General features: G+C 71.1%; 18 protein-coding genes. 8 read left to right on the top strand and 10 right to left on the bottom strand.

All coding sequences use genetic code 11. From position 1 onward, the window contains the following. Positions 1–14 precede the first annotated feature (14 nt). The 4 genes from ACPCJR_RS13695 to ACPCJR_RS13710 form a co-directional block, all read right to left on the bottom strand. The gene (locus ACPCJR_RS13695; RefSeq protein ID WP_391512590.1) at positions 15–1,589 is read right to left on the bottom strand and encodes a cation:proton antiporter; all 1,575 of its coding nucleotides are present in this window, start codon (positions 1,587–1,589) and stop codon (positions 15–17) included. Between the two features lie 126 nt (positions 1,590–1,715). Further along, on the bottom strand, positions 1,716–2,468 hold the full coding sequence (locus tag ACPCJR_RS13700) for an N-acetylmuramoyl-L-alanine amidase (protein WP_391512591.1): 753 nt from the start codon (positions 2,466–2,468) through the stop codon (positions 1,716–1,718). Continuing rightward, positions 2,465–3,190 carry a TerB family tellurite resistance protein gene (locus tag ACPCJR_RS13705; RefSeq protein ID WP_391512592.1) on the bottom strand — a complete coding sequence of 242 codons (726 nt, stop codon included), beginning with the start codon at positions 3,188–3,190 and terminating at the stop codon, positions 2,465–2,467. The genes ACPCJR_RS13700 and ACPCJR_RS13705 overlap by 4 nt, the downstream gene beginning before the upstream one ends. 328 nt (positions 3,191–3,518) lie before the next feature. Continuing rightward, entirely contained in the window at positions 3,519–3,788 is a 270-nt protein-coding gene (locus tag ACPCJR_RS13710; protein ID WP_110350981.1) for a hypothetical protein, read from the bottom strand. A 233-nt stretch (positions 3,789–4,021) separates the two neighbouring features. Here ACPCJR_RS13710 and ACPCJR_RS13715 point away from each other — a divergent pair, with 233 nt between their 5' ends. The 4 genes from ACPCJR_RS13715 (at position 4,022) to dusA (ending at position 6,737) form a co-directional block, all read left to right on the top strand. Beyond that, positions 4,022–4,687 (top strand): urease accessory protein UreE, encoded by a 666-nt coding sequence (locus ACPCJR_RS13715; protein WP_391512593.1) that lies wholly within the window; start codon positions 4,022–4,024, stop codon positions 4,685–4,687. 144 nt (positions 4,688–4,831) lie between these two features. Continuing rightward, positions 4,832–4,984: a hypothetical protein gene (locus ACPCJR_RS13720; protein WP_391512594.1), complete on the top strand. Its 153-nt coding sequence runs from the start codon at positions 4,832–4,834 to the stop codon at positions 4,982–4,984. 408 nt (positions 4,985–5,392) lie between these two features. Next, positions 5,393–5,602: a hypothetical protein gene (locus ACPCJR_RS13725; RefSeq protein ID WP_391512595.1), complete on the top strand. Its 210-nt coding sequence runs from the start codon at positions 5,393–5,395 to the stop codon at positions 5,600–5,602. A 115-nt stretch (positions 5,603–5,717) separates the two neighbouring features. Continuing rightward, positions 5,718–6,737, top strand: coding sequence for a tRNA dihydrouridine(20/20a) synthase DusA (dusA, locus tag ACPCJR_RS13730; protein ID WP_391512597.1), 1,020 nt, complete (start codon positions 5,718–5,720; stop codon positions 6,735–6,737). 200 nt (positions 6,738–6,937) lie between these two features. Here dusA and ACPCJR_RS13735 read toward each other — a convergent pair whose 3' ends face one another. After that, positions 6,938–7,390: a response regulator gene (locus ACPCJR_RS13735; protein WP_391512599.1), complete on the bottom strand. Its 453-nt coding sequence runs from the start codon at positions 7,388–7,390 to the stop codon at positions 6,938–6,940. Positions 7,391–7,444: 54 nt separating this feature from the next. Beyond that, entirely contained in the window at positions 7,445–7,912 is a 468-nt protein-coding gene (locus tag ACPCJR_RS13740; protein ID WP_391512600.1) for a BLUF domain-containing protein, read from the bottom strand. 234 nt (positions 7,913–8,146) lie between these two features. On the opposite strand from ACPCJR_RS13740, the gene ACPCJR_RS13745 reads away from it, so the two are divergent. The 3 genes from ACPCJR_RS13745 to ACPCJR_RS13755 all read left to right on the top strand — a co-directional run bounded on the left by ACPCJR_RS13745 (position 8,147) and on the right by ACPCJR_RS13755 (position 13,333). Beyond that, a complete protein-coding gene (locus ACPCJR_RS13745; protein WP_391512602.1) occupies positions 8,147–9,529 on the top strand; it encodes a flagellar hook protein FlgE in 1,383 nt (460 codons plus the stop codon). Positions 9,530–9,576: 47 nt separating this feature from the next. Continuing rightward, positions 9,577–11,463 carry a flagellar hook-associated protein FlgK gene (flgK, locus tag ACPCJR_RS13750; protein ID WP_391512604.1) on the top strand — a complete coding sequence of 629 codons (1,887 nt, stop codon included), beginning with the start codon at positions 9,577–9,579 and terminating at the stop codon, positions 11,461–11,463. Positions 11,464–11,530: 67 nt separating this feature from the next. Further along, positions 11,531–13,333 carry a hypothetical protein gene (locus ACPCJR_RS13755; RefSeq protein WP_391512606.1) on the top strand — a complete coding sequence of 601 codons (1,803 nt, stop codon included), beginning with the start codon at positions 11,531–11,533 and terminating at the stop codon, positions 13,331–13,333. Positions 13,334–13,435: 102 nt separating this feature from the next. Here ACPCJR_RS13755 and ACPCJR_RS13760 read toward each other — a convergent pair whose 3' ends face one another. Next, positions 13,436–14,605: a DUF4167 domain-containing protein gene (locus tag ACPCJR_RS13760; RefSeq protein WP_391512608.1), complete on the bottom strand. Its 1,170-nt coding sequence runs from the start codon at positions 14,603–14,605 to the stop codon at positions 13,436–13,438. Positions 14,606–14,711: 106 nt separating this feature from the next. Here ACPCJR_RS13760 and ACPCJR_RS13765 point away from each other — a divergent pair, with 106 nt between their 5' ends. Continuing rightward, positions 14,712–14,840 (top strand): hypothetical protein, encoded by a 129-nt coding sequence (locus ACPCJR_RS13765; protein WP_391512610.1) that lies wholly within the window; start codon positions 14,712–14,714, stop codon positions 14,838–14,840. Between the two features lie 222 nt (positions 14,841–15,062). Here the strand turns inward: ACPCJR_RS13765 and prmC are convergent, their stop codons facing one another. From prmC to ACPCJR_RS13780, 3 genes are all read right to left on the bottom strand, one after another. Continuing rightward, positions 15,063–15,953 (bottom strand): peptide chain release factor N(5)-glutamine methyltransferase, encoded by an 891-nt coding sequence (gene prmC / locus ACPCJR_RS13770; RefSeq protein WP_391512612.1) that lies wholly within the window; start codon positions 15,951–15,953, stop codon positions 15,063–15,065. A 193-nt stretch (positions 15,954–16,146) separates the two neighbouring features. Beyond that, on the bottom strand, positions 16,147–17,232 hold the full coding sequence (gene prfA / locus ACPCJR_RS13775) for a peptide chain release factor 1 (protein ID WP_391512614.1): 1,086 nt from the start codon (positions 17,230–17,232) through the stop codon (positions 16,147–16,149). Positions 17,233–17,412: 180 nt separating this feature from the next. Continuing rightward, positions 17,413–18,072: a DUF2268 domain-containing protein gene (locus tag ACPCJR_RS13780; protein ID WP_391512616.1), complete on the bottom strand. Its 660-nt coding sequence runs from the start codon at positions 18,070–18,072 to the stop codon at positions 17,413–17,415. Positions 18,073–18,098: the final 26 nt, after the last annotated feature.

Here is an 18,098-nt window from a genome sequence, read left to right on the forward strand (position 1 = left end):
GCGGTGTGCGGGCGTCACGCCTCCGCTCTCGGCGTTGCGTTGAGTTCTGCCCAGTCGAGTTCCTCCTCCAGCACGAAGTAGGCGTCGTCGCCGATCCGGCCCTCGTAGCGGAGCGCCAGCAGCCGGTCGCGGGCCGCACGGATCGCATGGCGGCGTGGCTCGTCGGTCGGCAATCCCTCCGGTGCGAGCCCCTTCTCATGGGCTTCGGCCTGGGCCAGGACGGAGTGGAATTCCCCCCGTAGGGCCTCGGCGGCCTCCGATCGGTCGGCCTTCAGAGCCTCGACCGCGGCGCCGTAGGCCTCGGCCCGTGCCCAGCCGACCTCGAGGCCGACCGGATCGGCATCCTCCAGCCCGAGCCGGGCCAGGAGCGGACGCAGGGTCAGGCCCTGCACGACCAGGGTGCCGATCACCACACAAAAGGCCGTGAGCACGATGAGGTCGCGATAGGGAAAGCCCGCGCCGCCGGGGCCGCCCTCCGGCAGGGCCAGGGCCGCGGCGACCGTGACGAGGCCGCGCATGCCCGACCACGCCACGGCGGCGCCCGCGCCGAGGCCGAGATCGCGGTCCGGCCCGTCCCCGCCGGACGGCCCGGTACCGGAGACGCCGAGATGGCGGATGAGGCTGGCCGGCAGCACCCAGGCGATGCGCACGAGCACCACGGTGGCGACCACCGCCCCCGCGACGAGGGCGTAGGAGAGTTCCTGCTCCGGGCTCAGCCGCTCCAGAATCGGGCCGATCTGGTTGCCGATGAGCACGAAGGCGAGCACGTTGAGCACGAAGATCGCGGTCTCCCAGACGGCGTTCGAGATCACCCGCACCCGCGGCGGGGTCTGGCCGGGAGCGCGGCGGGCGACGGCGATGGCGAAGCTCACCACGGTGAGCACGCCGGACAGTTCCACCGCCTCCGCCGTCATCCAGAGTCCGAAGGCGGCGGAGAACTGGAGCACGATGGCGCTGGCCGCGTCCTCGACCCGTCGGAGGATGCGCAGGTAGACGAAGGCCGCGAGCGGCCCCGCCACGAGGCTGCCGACGACGCCGATCAGGAAGGCCGGCGCCACCTCCCCGACCGAGAAGTGCCCGGTCACCGCCGCCGCCACGCCGAGCCGGTAGATCAGCAGCGACCCGGCGTCGTTCAGGAGGCTCTCGCCGCGCAGGATCGTGGCGAGGCGGTGCGGCAGGGAGACGTGGCTGAGCACCGAGAGTGCGGCCACCGCATCCGGCGGGGCGACGACCGCGCCGAGCACGATCGCGGCGGAGAGCGGCATGTCCGGCACCAGCCAGGTCGCGACGGCGGCCACCGCCGCCGTGGTGGCGGCCACCGCCCCGACGGCGAGGCCGGCGATAGGGCGCCAATTGCGCACGAGATCGCGCAGGGAGGTGTCGTAGCCCGCATCCATCAGGACGGGGGCCAGGAACAGGGCGAGCGCCAGTTCGGGATCGAGCGAGAGGTTCGGCACGCCGGGCAGGAAGGCGAGGCCGACGCCGCCTAGAGCGAGGAAGGCGGGATAGGGCGCGCCCAGGCGCCGCGCCAGGGCGGCCAGGAGCACCGCCCCGATCAGGACGCCGACGATCCAGTGAAAGACGAACATGCAAGGGAAATGGGCGACGGCGCCGCCGGATCGGGCGACAGTGGCGAAAGAACGCAGGTCGGCCCGGGATGATGTTGCGCGTCGCGCCCTGCCCGCCCCTGGTCGTTGCCCCCGGGGGCGCGATCCTCAGGCCGGCCGTGCGGCGATCAGGTCGCGCAGGGTGGTGATCGTGGAGGAATCCGCCACCCCGTCGATGCGGGCCGGGCGGAAATGGCGCTGGAAGGCGGTGACGACCGCGCGCATCCCTTCGTCGAAGCGACCGGTGATCGGCTGCTCGTAGCCGTAGAGGGCGAACATCGCCTGCAGCGCCTCGACCGGCTCGCCGGTATCGCCCGCGGCGAAGAAGCGCCCGTCGCGGATCGGGGCCGGGGCAACCCAGTGCCCGACGCCTGCAAGCGCCAGCCGCTCCCAGGGGAAGAGCTCGCCCGGATCCTCCTTGCGAGCCGGCGCCACGTCGGAATGGGCCAGCACGCGGGGCCCGGGGATCGCCCGCCGCCGGACGATGTCGGCGGCGAGCGCGACCACCGCCGCGACTTGCGCCTCGGGATAGGGCGGCAGGCCGCCGGCATGGCCCGGATGAGCGATCTCGATGCCGATGGAGCGGGAGTTGATGTCGCGCGAACCCGCCCAGGCGCCCGCACCGGCATGCCAGGCGCGGTCGGCCTCGGGCACCATCTGCACGATGCGCCCGTCCTCGAACACGAAGTAGTGGGCCGAGACCTCCGCCGCCGGATCGCGCAGGCGGTCCAGGGCTCCTTCCGCCGTCGGCATTCCGGTGTAGTGCAGGATCAGCATGTCGAGGCCGCCCGCGGCCCGCACGCCGCGATTGGGCGAGGCGAGGACGGCCTCCACGAGCCGGCTGTCGGCAGCGAAGCTCACGTCAGGCCCCGCTCGGCCGCGATCCTGTCCCAGGCGGCGTTGATCGCGGCGAGCCGCCGCGTGGCGATGGCCACGGCCTCCGGCGGCAGGCCGCGGGCGAGCGCCCGGTCCGGATGGTTCTCGGTCACGAGCCGCCGGTAATGGGCCTTCAGCGCCGCCGCGTCGGCGGAGGCATCGGCGCCGAGCACGAGGTAGGGATCGTCGGCCAGCCGCAGGTGCCGGGCCGCGATCCGGCGGAAGGCCGTCTCGTCGAGGCCGAAGATTCCGGCCACCGCGCGCAGGTAGCGCTCCTCCCCCTCGTGGATGGCGCCGTCGGCGGTGGCGATGTGGAACAGGCCGTCCAGCACGTCCTCGAGCAGGGCCGGCTCCTCGCCGAAGGTCGTGGCGAGCTGCCCGGCATAGGCCTCGAAGCCGTCGGTGGTCGCCTTGGCGAGATCGAACAGGCGCTGCACGCCCGCGCGCGCCTCGGGCTCGACCTGCACCACCCGCCCGAAGGCCTCGACCTCGGATTCGGTGACGACCCCGTCGGACTTCGCCATCTTGGCCGCCAGCGCCACGAGGCCCGTGGTGAACACCACGTCCCGCGGCGTCGGCCCGAACGGCGCGCCCTCGCGATCGACGAGGAAGTGTCCGGCCACGCTCCCGACCAGCGCGCCGATCGGTCCGCCGACCAGCACGCCGAGCCCGGCGCCGCCGATCTTTCCCCACAGGCCGGCGCTCATCGGGAGATGCCGACGGAAGGAGTGCGGTGACGCGAGGGTTCGGGCAGGGACAAGGGCTCTTCCGGTAATCCGCGGGCGCAACGGCGCGCGCACAGGGGCTTGGTGTCACTCACGACGCGCTTGCCGCGCCGTCGGCAGGCGGGCCGAGGCGGTCCGTGACCGGGTGTTTCCCGCGGCACTCTAACGCCGCAAAGCGTCGCGCGGCGCAAGTCCGACCGTGCAATCCGACCGTGCACTCCGACCCTGCAAGTCGTCCTGCAGGTCCGTCCCAAACGAAAGGGCCGGGGCGCTGCCGCCCCGGCCCTTCCTCGCCATCCGCGCGTGGGGATCAGCGGCAGTAGACGTTGCCGTACTCGTCGCGGAACGTGCCGTAGGGGCAGCGGGGCGCCGTCGCGGCGCCGGCGATGGCGCCGCCCGCGCCGCCGATCGCCGCACCGGCGAGCGCGCCGCCCGCTCGGCCGGTGGCGAGGCCGCCGACCGCCGCGCCGAGGCCGGCGCCGAGGGCGGCACCGCCCAGCGCCCGGTCCTGCGGCGTGTTGCAGGCGCCGAGCGAGAGCGCGAGGCTGCCCGCGAGGGCGGCGGCAATGAGCTTCTTCATGGTGGTCAGATCTCCCTTGTGCATCGGCGATCGTGCCATTGTTGCCGGCGAGATGCCGGAAAGCCTTGAAACGGCCTTGGTCTGTCACCGGCGGTCATCGTCGGCACATGAAACGGCCAAGATTGGGGCGGGTTGCACCGGGGGCATGACAATCGACGCCGCGCCTGCCATCTGAGGCACGCCTGTTGCAAAAACGTCGGCCCCGGCCGGCCCCGACGCTCCTTGAGGATCCCATGTCCGAAGCCACCTCGTCCCAGGCCCACTCATCCAAGGCTCACTCGTCCAAGGCCCGCCTGATCGTCCGCAAGGTCGCCGTCCGGCCCGATCTCGTCGTCGATACGGTGATCCTCGACCACGCCGCCCGGGCGCAGGCGCATGCCCACCTGACGACGGCGGGCGGATTGTCCGTCGACCTCGCCCTGGAGCGGGCCCTGGGGCTGGAGGACGGCGATGCGCTCAAGCTCGAGGATGGGCGCCTCGTCGGGGTGCGCGCGGCGGAGGAGGCGCTTCTCGAAGTCCGCGCCGGCAGCCCGGCCCGGCTGCTGCGACTCGCCTGGCAGCTCGGCGGCGAGCACGTTCCTGCCGAGGTCGGCCCGGACGCACTCTACGTGCCCGCCCGCGCGGCCGAGCTGGTGCGCGGCGCCGGCTGCACCGCCACGCCGGTGCAGCGCCCCTTCAAGCCGGAGAAGGCGGCCCACGACCACAGCCAGTGCGGCCACGACCATCACCACGACCACGCGCACCAGCCTGCCGCGCACGATCACGCCGCCCACGACGATCACGGGCATCACCACCATGCCCACGATCACAACCATGATCACAGCCATGGTCACAAGCACGATCACAGCCACGATCACGCTCACGGCGCCTGCGGGCACGACCATCGCCACGAGCACTGAGACCCGCATACCGAGACCCGCATTGAGGCGGCCCGGATCGAAGAGGTCCGCCGAACCGTCCGCGTGGATCGCAGCTCCGGGCGCGGGCGGAACATGCCTCGGGTCGTCCCCGTTGCCACAGGCAGGCCAACGGGGACGACCGCCGTGCCCACGATTCATCTCCTTCAGAACGAGGACGGCCTGTGGGCCGTGGCCGCCCCGAACCTCGTGGTCACCGGCTTGACGCGGGAGAGTGCGGAAGCCTTCGCGGCGGCCTATCGCCGGCTTCACGAGCGGCAGACCCCGCGACCCGCCTGAGCGTTCGGTTCGATCCGGCCGGGCTGCATCACCTTCCTCCCCCAGCATACGCCTCGGCAAGGAGGCGGCATCGCGCCCGCGGAAGCCGGCTCGCGGCCTGTCCCGTCGGCGGGCAAGGGTAAAGAGCGGGAGGACAGCTCCGACGGCCCTTCGCGCCCTTCGACGCGCTGCATGTCGCTGCCCGAGACCGACGCGGCGGCTGAGGCGGACACGCGTCGCCTTCACCGGCTCAAGCCGCTGTCACCCGCCAAAAGAGAAAAGAAGTTTCTCAAAGGGCCGATCCGCTGTAGATCATGACGAAAATACGACGGTGCTGGAGTGGCGAGCCTTTCGGGCGTGCCAGCACGGTCGTTTGATGAGCAGGCGTCGGCATCGGAAGGCAGACGGCGCGCTGCGCAGGGAGGCGACATGCAGGCCCAAGCCAGCCGGGAAGAGCGCATCAGAGCGGTCGCGGCGACAATTTCCCAACAAGCCCTGGGCAGTCGCCTCATCTACGGAAACACGCGTCTCCCCTACGACGTGGCCCGTGCCCTCGCCGAACAGGCGGTCGATGCGGTGGTGGCCGCCGATCAGCGCGAAGGCCAGAAGGGTCAGATCCGTTCGAACCCGTTCGTCTGACGCGCCGGCCGGGCATGCGGGCGCGGCGGCGAAGTTGCCGAGCGGTGCCGAAATGATCTAGGCGTCCCGGGTTCGCCGGGCCTTGCGGCCCCGCACGGCAACGCTCCGGTCAAACGTGACGGTCAACGACAGAGATTCCATCACCGCCGAGGATTGGCGCTTCAGCGTCGCGCCGATGATGGACTGGACCGACCGGCAGTGCCGGGCGTTCCATCGCACCCTCTCGCGCCGGGCTCGGCTCTACACCGAGATGGTGACGACCGGCGCCGTGCTGCACGGGGATCGGGAGCGGCTGCTCGGCTTCGATGCGTTCGAGCATCCGGTCGCGGTGCAGCTCGGCGGCTCCGATCCCGGGGATCTGGCCGCCGCGGCGCGGATCGCCGCCGATTTCGGCTATGCGGAGATCAACCTCAATGTCGGCTGCCCGTCGGACCGGGTGCAGGAGGGACGCTTCGGCGCCTGCCTGATGCGCGAGCCCGCCCTGGTGGGCGACTGCGTGGCGGCGATGAAGGCCGCCGTCGCCGTGCCCGTGACCGTCAAGTGCCGCCTGGGCGTCGACGAGCAGGACATCGAGGCGGCGCTCGACGCCGTGGCCGGGGCCGCGGTCGCGGCGGGCGTCGACGGTCTCGTCGTGCATGCGCGCAAGGCCTGGCTCAAGGGCCTGTCCCCGCGCGAGAACCGGGACGTGCCGCCGCTCGATTACGGGCGCGTCGCACGGCTGAAGGCGGCCTGGCCGGAACTGCCCATCGCGGTCAATGGCGGGATCGCGAACATTCCGGCCGCGAAGGCGCGGCTGGCCGAGGTGGATGGCGTCATGATGGGGCGGGCCGCCTACACGGACCCGGCCCTGCTGCTCGCGGTCGATCCGGAGCTGTTCTGCGAGCCGGCGCCGGTGGCCGACGCCTTCGCCGCGGTCGAGGCCCTGGAGCCGGTGATCGCCGAGGGGCTGGCCCGCGGCCTGCGGCTGCACGCCTATACCCGTCACATGCTGGGCCTGTTCAACGGGCGGCCCGGGGCGAGGGCCTTTCGCCGGCACCTCGCCACCGCCGGGATGGCCCCGGATGCCGGTCTCGGAACGCTGCGCGAGGCGGTCGCCCGGGTGTCGCGGGAGCGCGCACCGGCGCAGGCCGCCTGAAAACGGTTTCCGTTTGATCGCTTCGGTCTCTTCCCTCGTCCTTGCGAGGCTCAGCGAAAGCAATCCGGGGCTCCGCACTGTCCGGACAGGTCGCGCTCCGGGTCACGACGGCTCCGCCTCGCGATGACGGAGAGAGGCGTTCGACCGGCAACGATATGAGAAGCCTCTTTCCCGGGCGAACCGGCGCGAGGCGTTGCCGTTCAGAACTTACCCAGCATCGGGAAATCCTGGCTGAGGGCCGACTCGGCGGGCAGCGGCGCCTCGCGGCGGCGGGGCTTGCGGTTGAGCACCTGCTTCAGCTTGGTCTTGAGCAGGTTGATGTCGAACGGCTTGAGGATGAAGGCGTCCGCGCCCGCGACGTGGGCGTGGTTGATGTCCTCGAAGTCGAACGAGGTCTCCGTGAGGATGAAGGGCGTGTTCATCAGGGCGTCGTCGGCCCGGATTTCGCGCAGCAGCTGCAGACCGTCGATCGGCTCCATGGCGAGATCGGAGATGACGAGGGCGTAGCGGCGCTCGCGCAGGCGGAGGAGCGCCTCGGCCCCGTCCGAGACCCCGTCCACTTCGGGAAAGCCGAGTCGGGTCATCAATTCGATGATGAGCCGCAACAGCTTGGGCTGGTCATCGACGATGAGGATGGGCAGCGTATCGCTCATGGCGTTCGACTTCGCGTCTCAACAGATCTCTGACGGGCGGAGCATCCCGACCGGTCAAACGAAAAGGTGGTCGATGCCCTGCTTGGCCATCGACTCGGCCTGCAGGGTGACGGCCAGCCCGTGAATCGTACTGCCCCGGGGCGTGCCCCGCTGCAGCATCGGCAGCAGGCCCGACTTGGAGAAGTGCGGTTCGTTGGTGCCGTTGCGGCTGACCGTGGTGAACGAGGTGACGAATTCGCGCTTGGCGATCTCGCGCCACTCGACGATCTGCACGTCGCGGTGGCGGGAATCGACGGCGATCCGCTGAAAGGTCTCGTTGACCGACTGGCGCTCCCCCTCGATCACCTGGAGGGCGAAGTTCTGGTCGATGATCAGGAAGCTCGTGATCACCGCGAACTCGTTCTTCTTCTGAGCCTGACGGGTGATCTCCCCGATCTGCCTCGCGCGCAGGGCCGGGTCGTTCGAGATGGTCAGGCGGGAGAAGTAGATCAGGTGGACGAGGCTCGTCCTCTTGTTCTTCATGGATCTCGTCCGGGGCGGCGGCGCGGGAGGGACCCTAACGGTTGCAGCGATAACGGGCCGTAAACGTCGCGGGACCCGGCAGAATCTGCCCGCCGAGACCGGTTCGCCCATCCGAATCTGCCGGGCGATGCGGCACCGGACTCAGGATTTTCAAGGACTTGGCTCTGGCACGGCGGTTGCGCCGGCTCTTTCCGGCAGACCGCGTCGAGCGGCCTTAAGGAACGAGCGAACGCCATGGACGTCTTTTCCGCGCTGCAAACCGCGGTCTCGGGCCTGAAGGCGCAGTCCTTCTCGCTCGGCAACATCTCCGGCAACATCGCGAACTCGCAGACGACCGGCTACAAGCGGATCGACACGAGCTTCGTCGACATGATGGCGGACCGGGACGCCCGGAACCAAGCCGCGGGCTCGGTCGGCGCCTTTTCGGAGCTGACCAACTCGATCCAGGGCAACAAGGTCTCGACCGGCGTCTCGACCAACATGGCGCTCGATGGCCAGGGCTTCTTCGCCGTGCGTAAGAAGTCCACCGATGCGGGCGGCGGCGAGAGCTTCTCGACCGCCAACCTCTACACGCGGCGCGGCGACTTCGCCCCGGACAAGGACGGCTACCTCGTCAACGGCGGCGGCTCCTATCTCGTCGGCGCCAGCCTCGATCCGGTCAGCGGCCAGACCAACGGCACCGGGCCGATCAAGATTTCCAATGCGATCATTCCGGCCAAGGCAACGACGTCGATCACCTACTCGGCAAACCTCCCGAAATCGCCCGCCACGGCCAACGCGTCCACGAGCGGCGGGCTGCTCGCCGCCTTCACCGACGGCACGGACGCCCGGGTGACCGCGGCCAACGGCGCGACCTCCGGCACCGTGTCGCAATCCAACGCGCAGAGCTTCATCGACAGCAGCGTCTCCGGCCCCTCGCTCACCGTCTATACGGAGGCGGGTGCGCCCGTGAGCATGCGGACGCGCTGGGCCAAGGTCGCCGCCGCCGATTCGGCGACCGGCACCAGCGACACCTGGAACCTCTTCTACGCCGACAAGACCAGCGTCACGGACAACCAGACCAGCTGGACCAATGTCGGGGCGGCCTTCACCTTCAGCGCGAGCGGGCAGCTGACCGCGCCGACGGCGAGCACGCTGCCGATCAACAACCTGACCGTCGACGGCGCCGCCATCGGCCGGATCAACATCGATCTCGGCGGCGGCCTGACCCAGTACGCCTCCGCCGCCGGCACCGTGACGACCAACGACCTGAAGCAGAACGGCTACGCCTCCGGCACGCTGAATTCCGTCGAGGTCGGGGAGAACGGCGTTATTTCCGGCAAATACTCGAACGGCTCGGTGATCGGGCTGGCCCGGGTGGAGGTGGCGCAGTTCGTCAACCCCGACGGGCTGAAGGCGGATTCGCTCGGCAACTACCAGCAGACCGTCGCCTCGGGCGAGCCGATCAGCGGGCTCAAGGATTCCACCCTGGTGGGTGCCAATGTCGAGCAGTCGAATACCGACATTGCGGCGGAATTCTCAAAGATGATCGTTACCCAACAGGCCTACTCTGCCAACACCCGGGTGATGTCCACGGCGCAAACGATGATCTCCGACCTCCTGAACGTGATCCGCTGAGGGCGGACACGCTCCGGACGACGAAGCCCTGAAGAAGGAGTCCCGCCTTGGCCCTCGACGCGTTCAGCACGGCCACCGCAGGCCTGCGGGTCACCCAGGCCCAGATCGGGATCGTCTCGCAGAACGTCGCCAATGTCGGCACGGCGGGCTACGTCCGCCGCACAATCTCGTCGGTCACCTCGGGGCCGGGAAATTCGGGCGTGGCCACCGGCACGATCGCCCGGGCGCTCGACACGGCCGCCCTCAAGCAGCTGCGGGCCGAGACCTCGGGCGCGGCCTACACCTCGCTGATGTCGGGCGTCCGCACACAGCTCGACACGCTCTACGGCCGGCCGGGCGATTCCTCCGCGCTCGACGGGGTGTTCAACACCTTCACCCTCTCGCTCCAGACGCTGGCGGCCAACCCGACCTCGACCGCCGCCCGGGCCACGGTGCTGGGCGCGGCCCAGGATCTGGCCAACCGCATCGGCGGCGCTGCCAACGGGGTTCAGGCCCTGCGCTCCGGCCTCGAATCGCAGCTCTCCGGCGACACGGAGAAGGCGAGCGGCCTGCTGGCACAGCTCGCCAAGCTCAACACCCGGATCGTCGCGACCTCGGCCGGGGATCCGAGCCGCCCCGATCTGGAGGACCAGCGCGATCAGGCGCTCAACAGCCTGTCCGGGCTCATCGACATCAACGCCGTGGCGCAGAGCGACGGCAGCGTCAGCGTGCTGACGGGCTCCGGCGTCACCCTGCTCGACCGCTCCAACGCCGCAAGCTTGAGCTTCAACGCGCGCGGCACGCTCTCGGCCAACGCGCTCTACGCGACCGACCCGGCCAAGAGCGGCGTCGGCACCATCGTGGCGACGACGCCCGGCGGCGGGCAGATCGATCTGATCGCCTCGGGCGCGATCCGCTCCGGCTCGATCGCCGCGGCGGTGGAGCTGCGCGACACCGTCCTGCCGCAGGCCCAGCGCCAGCTCGACGACCTCGCGGCCGGCCTGTCGCGCGCCATGTCCGACCGGCTCGCCACCGGCGTGCCCGCCCAGGACGGGACGAAGGCGGGCTTCGACATCGATCTCACCGGCCTCTCGGCGGGCAACGCGATCACCCTGACCGTGCAGGACGGCAGCGGCACGCAGCGCAACCTCGTCCTGATGCCCTCCTACCAGTCCCCGCCGCCCTCCGTGCCCGCCGGTGCCACGGACGACGCGAACGCCACGGTCATCCCCCTCACGATCCCGAAGCCCGGCGCGAGCCGCGACCCGGCCACGATCCGCAGCGCGATCACCGCGGCCCTGGGGGCGGGCTACGAGATTTCGGCCGTGCCGGGGGGCGAGGCCGGAGCCGTGCGCATCCTCTCGACCGGCGGCGCCAGGCTGGTGGCGGCCGGCGCCAGCGTCACCCAGGCGACCTCGTCCGGCGACACGAAGGTCGCCGGCACGCAGATCCCGCTCTTCGTCGACGGCCAGTCGGCGGCTCTCTACACGGGCTCCTTCGACGACGGCGCGCAGCTCACGGGCTTCGCGCAGCGCATCACCGTCAACCCAACGGTCGCGGGCAACGCCGCGAGCCTCGTCACCGTCGCGGGCGCCGCCACGGGCAGCGGCGACGCGACCCGGCCGCAGGCGCTCTACAACGCGCTGACGAGCGCGCAACGCACCTTCTCCTCCGCGAGCGCCATCGGCGGCATCAACGCCCCGACCCGGTCGAGCGTGGCGGATTTCGTCCAGGGCGTGATCTCGATGCAGGGCGCGGCCGCAGCGGCGGCCCAGGATCTCAACGAGGGCCAGAGCATCGCCCTCTCGACGGCGCAGGGGCGCTTCGCCTCGGCCTCGGGCGTCAACATCGACGAGGAGATGTCGAACCTGATCGCGCTCCAGCAGGCCTATTCGGCCAATGCCCGCGTGCTCACCGCCGCCCGCGACATGATCGACACCCTGCTCCGGATCTGACGATCCGGCGCCGTCCGAGGCGCCGGCTCCCTTCCCGCGACGAGCGCTCCAGCTTGCGGAACCGACGATGACCATCAACGCCTTCGCCGCCGGCACCTACCGCTTCGACCGCCAGTCGGCGAGCCTCGTCGGCATGAAGAACCAGCTCGACGGGCTCGCCCGCCAGCTCTCCACCGGGCGGACCGCCGAGACCTATGGCGGACTCGGCACCGGGCGCACGACGAGCCTCAGCGCCCACGCCGCGATCAGCGCCCAGGATGGCTATCTCGCGGCGATCACCGCCGCCGAAACCCGGGTCAAGGTCACGAGCGCGAGCCTGACCCAGCTCAAGACGCTCGCCGACTCGACCCAGGCCAACCTCACCAACGTCGTCTCCTCCCGCAACCAAGCGCTGCCCCAGACCAGCGTGCAGCTGGCCGCCAACAACCTCTCGGCGGCGGTCGACGCCCTGAACCAGCAGGTGGGCGGCGTCTACGTGTTCTCGGGGCGCGCGACCGACACCTCGCCGGTCGTGTCCGATCAGGTCATCCTGAACGGCGTTCCCTCCGAGGGCCTGGACGGCCTCAAGACCCTGATCGCCGAGCAGAAGGCGGCCGATCTCGGCCCCGCCGGCAACGGGCGCCTGTCGCAGCGCCTGACCGGATCGAGCCTGACCCTGATCGAGGACGGCAACGGCGAGGCGCGGGCGAATCTCGGCTTCTCCCTCGAGGCGGCGACGAGTTCGGGCAGCGGGGCCCTATTCGCGAACCGGACGGCCGGGACGAAGGCGGACGTCACCTTGAGCCTCGCGGCGCAGCCCGCCGAGGGAAGCCAGGTCCGGGTCGTGGTCCAGCTCGCCGACGGCAGTCAGAAGACCCTCGACCTGACCGCGCGGGCCGGCGAAGCGGGGAACGGGCCGGGCGCCTTCCTCATCGGCGCGACCAAGGAGGCGACGGCGCTGAACCTGAAGGCGGCGCTCGGTGGTGCCGACATCGCCAGCGTGCAGAGCGCGAACCCGCCCGGCGTGGCGGCGGCGTTCACGGGCGGCAGCCCGGCTTCGGCCACGCTCGCGCTGGGCAGCCAGCCGGTGGCGGGCGACGCCATCACGCTGAAGCTCGGGATGCACGACGGCACCACGCGGACGATCACCCTCACGGCGGGAGCCACGGCCGACGCGACCTCGGCCACGACCTTCGCCATCAGCGACAAGCCGGGTGCGGCCGGGATCGCGGAGACGGCGGCGAACCTCGACGCGACGCTCAAGCGGGCGCTTCAGCAGGCCGCCAGCACCGACCTCTCGGCAAGCTCGACCGCCCGCGCCTCCCTCAACTTCTTCGAGGGATCGCCCGAGGCCGGCCTGAGCCCCCGGCGCGTGAACGCGGACGGCGACGGCTACGCCCAGACCGCGAGCAGCAAGACCGTGATCTGGTACAAGGGCGACACCGCGGCCGATGCGCGGGGGACCGCGGCGGTGCAGGTCGGCACGAGCCGGACGGTGGAGATCGGCGCCCAGGCCAACGAGGAGGCGATCCGCCGCTCGCTGGCGGGCATCGCCGCGGTGGCGGCCGAGCGCTTCGGCGGCGCCGCGACGGACGGGGATCGTTTCCAGGCCCTGTCCAATCGCGCGGCGACCCTGTTCACCGCGGGCGAGGGAACGGCGAGCCTTGAGGATATGGGCACGGATTTCGGTCTGGCCGCGAGCAGCATGGCCAACGCCAAATCGGTGGCCGGCGCCACCAAGGCGACCCTGGAGAGTTCCCTCGACGGCGTCGACACGGTCTCGACCGAGGAGGTCGCCGCCAAGCTCCTGAGCCTGCAGACGCAGCTTCAGGCCAGCTACAAGGTCACCTCGATCCTCTCCGAGATGAGCCTCGTCAACTTCCTCCGATAAGCCGTCCGGGAAAGCTCGGCGAAGGCTGGGCTCGAAAAAGAGAAGCGGCCCGGGGGTCATCCCCCGGGCCGCTCCTGCTCGTTGCTCAAGCCTCTCGAAGGCCTACTCGGCCGCGTTCGGCGTATCGTTCGGCTCGGGAGCCGTCTCGCCCTCGGCGCCCTTGTAGCGGGTGCGGCGCCGCCGGGGCTTGGGTGCGGCGGCCTCGTCGGCGGACGGCGCGCTCGGCGCCTCGGCGGCGGGTGCCGCCTCGCGGGGCGGGGGCGCTTCGGCCTCGGGAAGCGGCGTCGGATTGCGGGTCGCCGTCATCAGGAAGGCGGGCAGCGCCGACGGATCGGCGGCGGCCGGGGCGCGGCTCGCCTCGCTGCTGCGACCGCGTCCACGCCGGGGCGGGGGCCCTTCGGGACGCACGGGCGCGTCCGGCCGCACGGGCTCGGCGGGCCGCGGCGCCGGGGGCGCATCGGCGGGTTCGAAGCGGGCCGCCTCACGGGGCTGCTCGCGGCGGCTCTCCGCACGCCCCTCGCGGCCCTGTCCCTCACGTCCCTCCTGCGAGGGCGAGCCGTAATCCTGGCGGGGCTCCTGCTGCCGGTTCCGGTCCTGCCGGTAATCCTGGCGGGGATAATCCTGCCGATCCTGGCGTTCGGGACGATCCTGCCGATCGGAACGATCCTGCCGGTCGGGGCGATCCTGGCGGTCGCGATCCTGGCGGAACTCCTGCCGCGGCTCGCCGCGGTTGTAATCCTGCCGGTTGCCCTCGAAGCGCTGGCCCCGGTCATTGCCGCGATCGTTGCGATCGTTGCGGTCACGTCCGTCGTTGCGGTCGCGACCCTGGAAGCGCGGGTTGCGATCGTTGCGGTCGTTGCGCCCCTGGCGATTGTCGAAGTCGTGGCGCTCGAAGGGCTGGGGCTGCTGGGTCGGGTCGCCGTATTCCTCGCCGCCGTAGCCGTAGCCCTGACGGCCACCTTCGCCGCCCTGACCCTGCACGGCCTCCTCGTCGCCCTCCTCGTCCTCGTCGAAGCCGTTGCGGGCATAGCCCTGGCTGACCTGCGGACGACCGGGCTCCTGGGCACCGGTGATGATCCGGAAATAGTGCTCGCCGTGCTGGAAGTAGTTCTCCGCCGCGATCGGATCGCCGCTCGCCAGGGCGTCGCGGGCGAGCTGCGCGTACTTGTCGGCGATGTGCTGAGCGGTGCCGCGGATTTTGACGTCGGGACCGTTCGACTCGTAGGACCGCGTCAGCGGATTCGGACCCTTGGGCCGGTTCCGGCCCCGCATCCGTCGATTCTGGTTTGGTCTCATCGGCCTCGATTGACCCTCGTTAACCTGTCGCTCAGCATGACTGACAGCACCGGAGCGTCGCTCGCGGGTGCGGACCGGTCCGATGTCGCTCAAGCGCATCGGCGCGACCGCGATCAACCCGCGCTGTTTGCCGCTCGTCCACTGGCTGCGCTCGATCTTGGCGCGCCGCGAGACATCCCTCGACTGTCAGGTTCGATCCCACCGAGCCTGACCGCGATTGCCCGGCCGCGTCCGCTCGATGGTGGGAAGACCGTCCGAACCCGGAGGATGCGGTCAAAACCGATCCTGCCGATACCGTCTTAACGGAGAGTTGGCGATCTGCCCGTCTAAGCTAGTGACTGCCGCTCTCGACAACAAGCATTTTTTCATGCGCAAAGCGGCTTTTACCGGATTTGCGCGCGCGCCGACGGCTCAGCCCCGGCCCCCTGCCGCATCATCTGCCCGCCAAGGATGGCGTAAGCGTGACGACCCGATCGCGGCCCGCGAGGTCCCGGCCGATTCGGGCCTCGGCAAATCCGGCGTCTCGAGCGAGCGCGGAGAGCGCCTCGCCCTGGTCGTAACCGATCTCCAGGACGAGGGCGCCCCCGGGCGCGAGCAGATCCGGCCGCTGCGCGAGCCCGACGAGAATCGCGCGATAGGCATCCAGCCCGTCAACCCCGCCGTCGAGGGCGGCGCGCGGATCGTGCAGGCGGACCTCGGGATCGAGCGTGGCGATGACCGGGGCGGCGATGTAGGGCGGGTTCGAGACGATCAGGTCGAACGGTCCCTTGAGCGCGTCGAGCCAGGAACCGCACAGGAAGGCCGCGCGCGCCCCGACGCCGTTGGCGGCCGCATTGGTTCGCGCGACCGCCAGGGCGCCGGCCGACCGGTCGAGGCCGAGACCGAAGGCGTCGGGCCGCTCGTGCAGCAGCGCCACGAGGATACAGCCGGAGCCGGTTCCGAGATCGGCCAGCCGCAACGGCTGACCCCGCTCGGGAAACAGCCCGAGCGCGGCCTCCACCACGCTCTCGGTGTCCGGCCGCGGCACCAGCGTTTCGGGCGAGAGCGCGAAGGGCAGCCCCCAGAACTCCCACTCGCCCAGGATGCGCGCCACGGGCTCGCCCGCGAGCCGCCGCGCCGCGGCTCGGCCGAGCCTCCGCGCCCCGTCCTCCCCGATGGGCTGGCTCCCGCGCAGCGACAGGTCGAGGGGGTCGAGCGCGAGGGCGTGGAGGGCGAGGAAACGGGCGTCGGTGCGCGCATCGGGCAGGCCGGCCGCCTCCAAGGCGCGGGCGAGGCTGCGCAGGGCGGCTTCGCGGGACAGTGTCGGCGCGAAGTCAGAGGTCATGCCCGAAGGATCGGGACGCATGCGTCCCTCCTCCCTCTCTCCTCCGCGGGAGAAGGTGGCCTCCGAAGGGGGTCGGATGAGGGGAGCGGCATTGCCGAATAGACCCGAGCCGGCCCCTCTCCCGCCCGCTCCGCGGGCACCCTCCCCCGCGGAGGGAGAAGGACTTCCTCGGGGCGACGCACACCCTGAGAGATCACGCCATGCCCTCGGCGGCGAGCAGCTCCGCCTGATGCTCGGTCACCAGCGCGTCGATCACCTCGTCGAGCGCTTGGCCGGCCATGACCTCCTCCAGCTTGTAGAGGGTCAGGTTGATACGGTGGTCGGTGACGCGGCCCTGCGGGAAATTGTAGGTGCGGATCCGCTCCGAGCGGTCGCCGGAGCCGACCTGCGCCTTGCGGTCGGCGGCGCGGGCCGAATCCTTGGCGGTGCGCTCGGCGTCGAACAGCCGGGCGCGCAGCAGCGCCATGGCCCGGGCGCGATTCTTGTGCTGGGAGCGCTCCTCCTGCACGAACACCACCACGCCGGTCGGAATGTGGGTGATGCGGATCGCCGATTCCGTCTTGTTGACGTGCTGGCCGCCGGCGCCCTGCGCCCGCATGGTGTCGATCTTCAGGTCGGCCTCGTTGACGACGATGTCGACCTCCTCCGCCTCCGGTAGCACCGCGACGGTGGCGGCAGAGGTGTGGATGCGCCCCTGCGTCTCGGTGTCGGGCACGCGCTGGACCCGGTGCGCCCCGCTCTCGAACTTCAGCCGCGAGAACACGGAGCGGCCCTTCACCTCGGCCACGACCTCGCGGTAGCCGCCGACCGTGCCCTCGTTCTCCGAGATCACCTCGACGCGCCAGCCCTTCGACTCGGCGTATTTGGCGTACATGCGGAACAGGTCGCCCGCGAACAGCGCCGCCTCGTCGCCACCGGTCCCGGCGCGGATTTCGAGGATCGCACTCTTCTCGTCGGCCGCGTCCTTAGGCAGCAGCATCAGCTGGAGCGCGCGGTGGGCCTGTTCGACCGCGTCCTCCGCCTCCGGCTTCTCCTCGGCCGCGAGCGCCCGCATCTCGGGATCGCCCCCGGGCTCGTCGATCAGCGCCCGGATGCCGGCGAGGTTGGCCTCCGCCGCCCGGTACTGGCGGATCGCGGCGACGACGCCGTCGAGTTCCGACAATTCGCGCGAGAGCTGGACGATGCTCTCGGCATCGGCGGAGCCGTCGGCGAGCTGCGCCGTGACGAACTCGTGCCGGGCCAGGATGGCATCGAGGCGATCGGGAGGAATGGGGGTCATCGCCTGCTAGGACACTCGTGGACGGTGCGCGTCAAATTGAAAGGAGCGGGACGGATCGCGGGACCGCGTCGGCCGGCTCGCTCGAACGGCGGGTTCATGGCGGTCCGACCGGCACCCGTTACCCGCGCCGGGAGCGGGAGGGAAGATGGGCCCGGACCCGCAGCGGGGTCTCGACACCGTTCAGGCCGTGGCGGACCACGCGGAGGCCGCGAGGACGACATCGGCCGGCACGTTCACCCAGGTTTCGCCATCGGGTGCGGGGTTGGCGGTGAGCCAGTCGCCGACGATGCGGTAGCCGAGAGTGTAGCCGAGCCAGCGCGGATGGCGCCCGCCCGCTCCGAAGAACCAGCCGGCGTGATCCGCGTTGGGCGCCCGCAGCTCCGCCGCACTCGGGAGATGGGCCCGCAGAGCCGCGTCGTCCAGGGCGCATTCCCAGGGTTCGGGGGGCGCGCCGAAGAGCCGGCCCGCGAACTGCCCGGCCAGCCCCTCGCTGACGAGCGCCTCGCCGAGCGTGCGGCCGTATCCGGGTCCGGCGAAGCGGCGGCAGTGATGCACCTCGTGAGCGACCGTGCGTCGGATGTCGCCGGTATCGAGGCTCGCCGCGAAGTTCGGATTGAGCGGATCGACCGTGAGCGCGCACAGGCCCGGACGGTAGGCGCGGCCGGTCGTTCCGATTTCCGGGATGACCGCCCCGGTCACGCGCTCCACGAGGAGATCCAGGGGGAACGGCGGCAGGAGGCCCGCCACGGCGAGCCGGGCGGCCTCGATCTCCGCCGCGATCCGGTCGCGCCACGGCGCCAGATCGCCCTCGGCCTCCAGCCAGTGCACGCGCCAATCCAATCGTCTTCCTTTCCGCTGTCCCGAAG

Origin of the sequence: Methylobacterium sp. NPDC097929, assembly GCF_049543375.1 — a bacterium.
Classification (GTDB): domain Bacteria; phylum Pseudomonadota; class Alphaproteobacteria; order Rhizobiales; family Beijerinckiaceae; genus Methylobacterium.

What these genes read in the sequence shown, in the direction of transcription:
- prmC (WP_391512612.1), bottom strand. Translation starts at nt 15,953, where the DNA reads ATGACCTCTGACTTCGCGCCGACACTGTCCCGCGAAGCCGCCCTGCGC.
- ACPCJR_RS13715 (WP_391512593.1), top strand. Translation starts at nt 4,022, where the DNA reads ATGTCCGAAGCCACCTCGTCCCAGGCCCACTCATCCAAGGCTCACTCG.
- ACPCJR_RS13760 (WP_391512608.1), bottom strand. Translation starts at nt 14,605, where the DNA reads ATGCGGGGCCGGAACCGGCCCAAGGGTCCGAATCCGCTGACGCGGTCC.
- ACPCJR_RS13705 (WP_391512592.1), bottom strand. Translation starts at nt 3,190, where the DNA reads ATGAGCGCCGGCCTGTGGGGAAAGATCGGCGGCGCCGGGCTCGGCGTG.
- ACPCJR_RS13710 (WP_110350981.1), bottom strand. Translation starts at nt 3,788, where the DNA reads ATGAAGAAGCTCATTGCCGCCGCCCTCGCGGGCAGCCTCGCGCTCTCG.
- prfA (WP_391512614.1), bottom strand. Translation starts at nt 17,232, where the DNA reads ATGACCCCCATTCCTCCCGATCGCCTCGATGCCATCCTGGCCCGGCAC.
- ACPCJR_RS13725 (WP_391512595.1), top strand. Translation starts at nt 5,393, where the DNA reads ATGCAGGCCCAAGCCAGCCGGGAAGAGCGCATCAGAGCGGTCGCGGCG.
- ACPCJR_RS13735 (WP_391512599.1), bottom strand. Translation starts at nt 7,390, where the DNA reads ATGAGCGATACGCTGCCCATCCTCATCGTCGATGACCAGCCCAAGCTG.
- ACPCJR_RS13755 (WP_391512606.1), top strand. Translation starts at nt 11,531, where the DNA reads ATGACCATCAACGCCTTCGCCGCCGGCACCTACCGCTTCGACCGCCAG.
- ACPCJR_RS13765 (WP_391512610.1), top strand. Translation starts at nt 14,712, where the DNA reads ATGTCGCTCAAGCGCATCGGCGCGACCGCGATCAACCCGCGCTGTTTG.
- ACPCJR_RS13695 (WP_391512590.1), bottom strand. Translation starts at nt 1,589, where the DNA reads ATGTTCGTCTTTCACTGGATCGTCGGCGTCCTGATCGGGGCGGTGCTC.
- ACPCJR_RS13740 (WP_391512600.1), bottom strand. Translation starts at nt 7,912, where the DNA reads ATGAAGAACAAGAGGACGAGCCTCGTCCACCTGATCTACTTCTCCCGC.
- ACPCJR_RS13745 (WP_391512602.1), top strand. Translation starts at nt 8,147, where the DNA reads ATGGACGTCTTTTCCGCGCTGCAAACCGCGGTCTCGGGCCTGAAGGCG.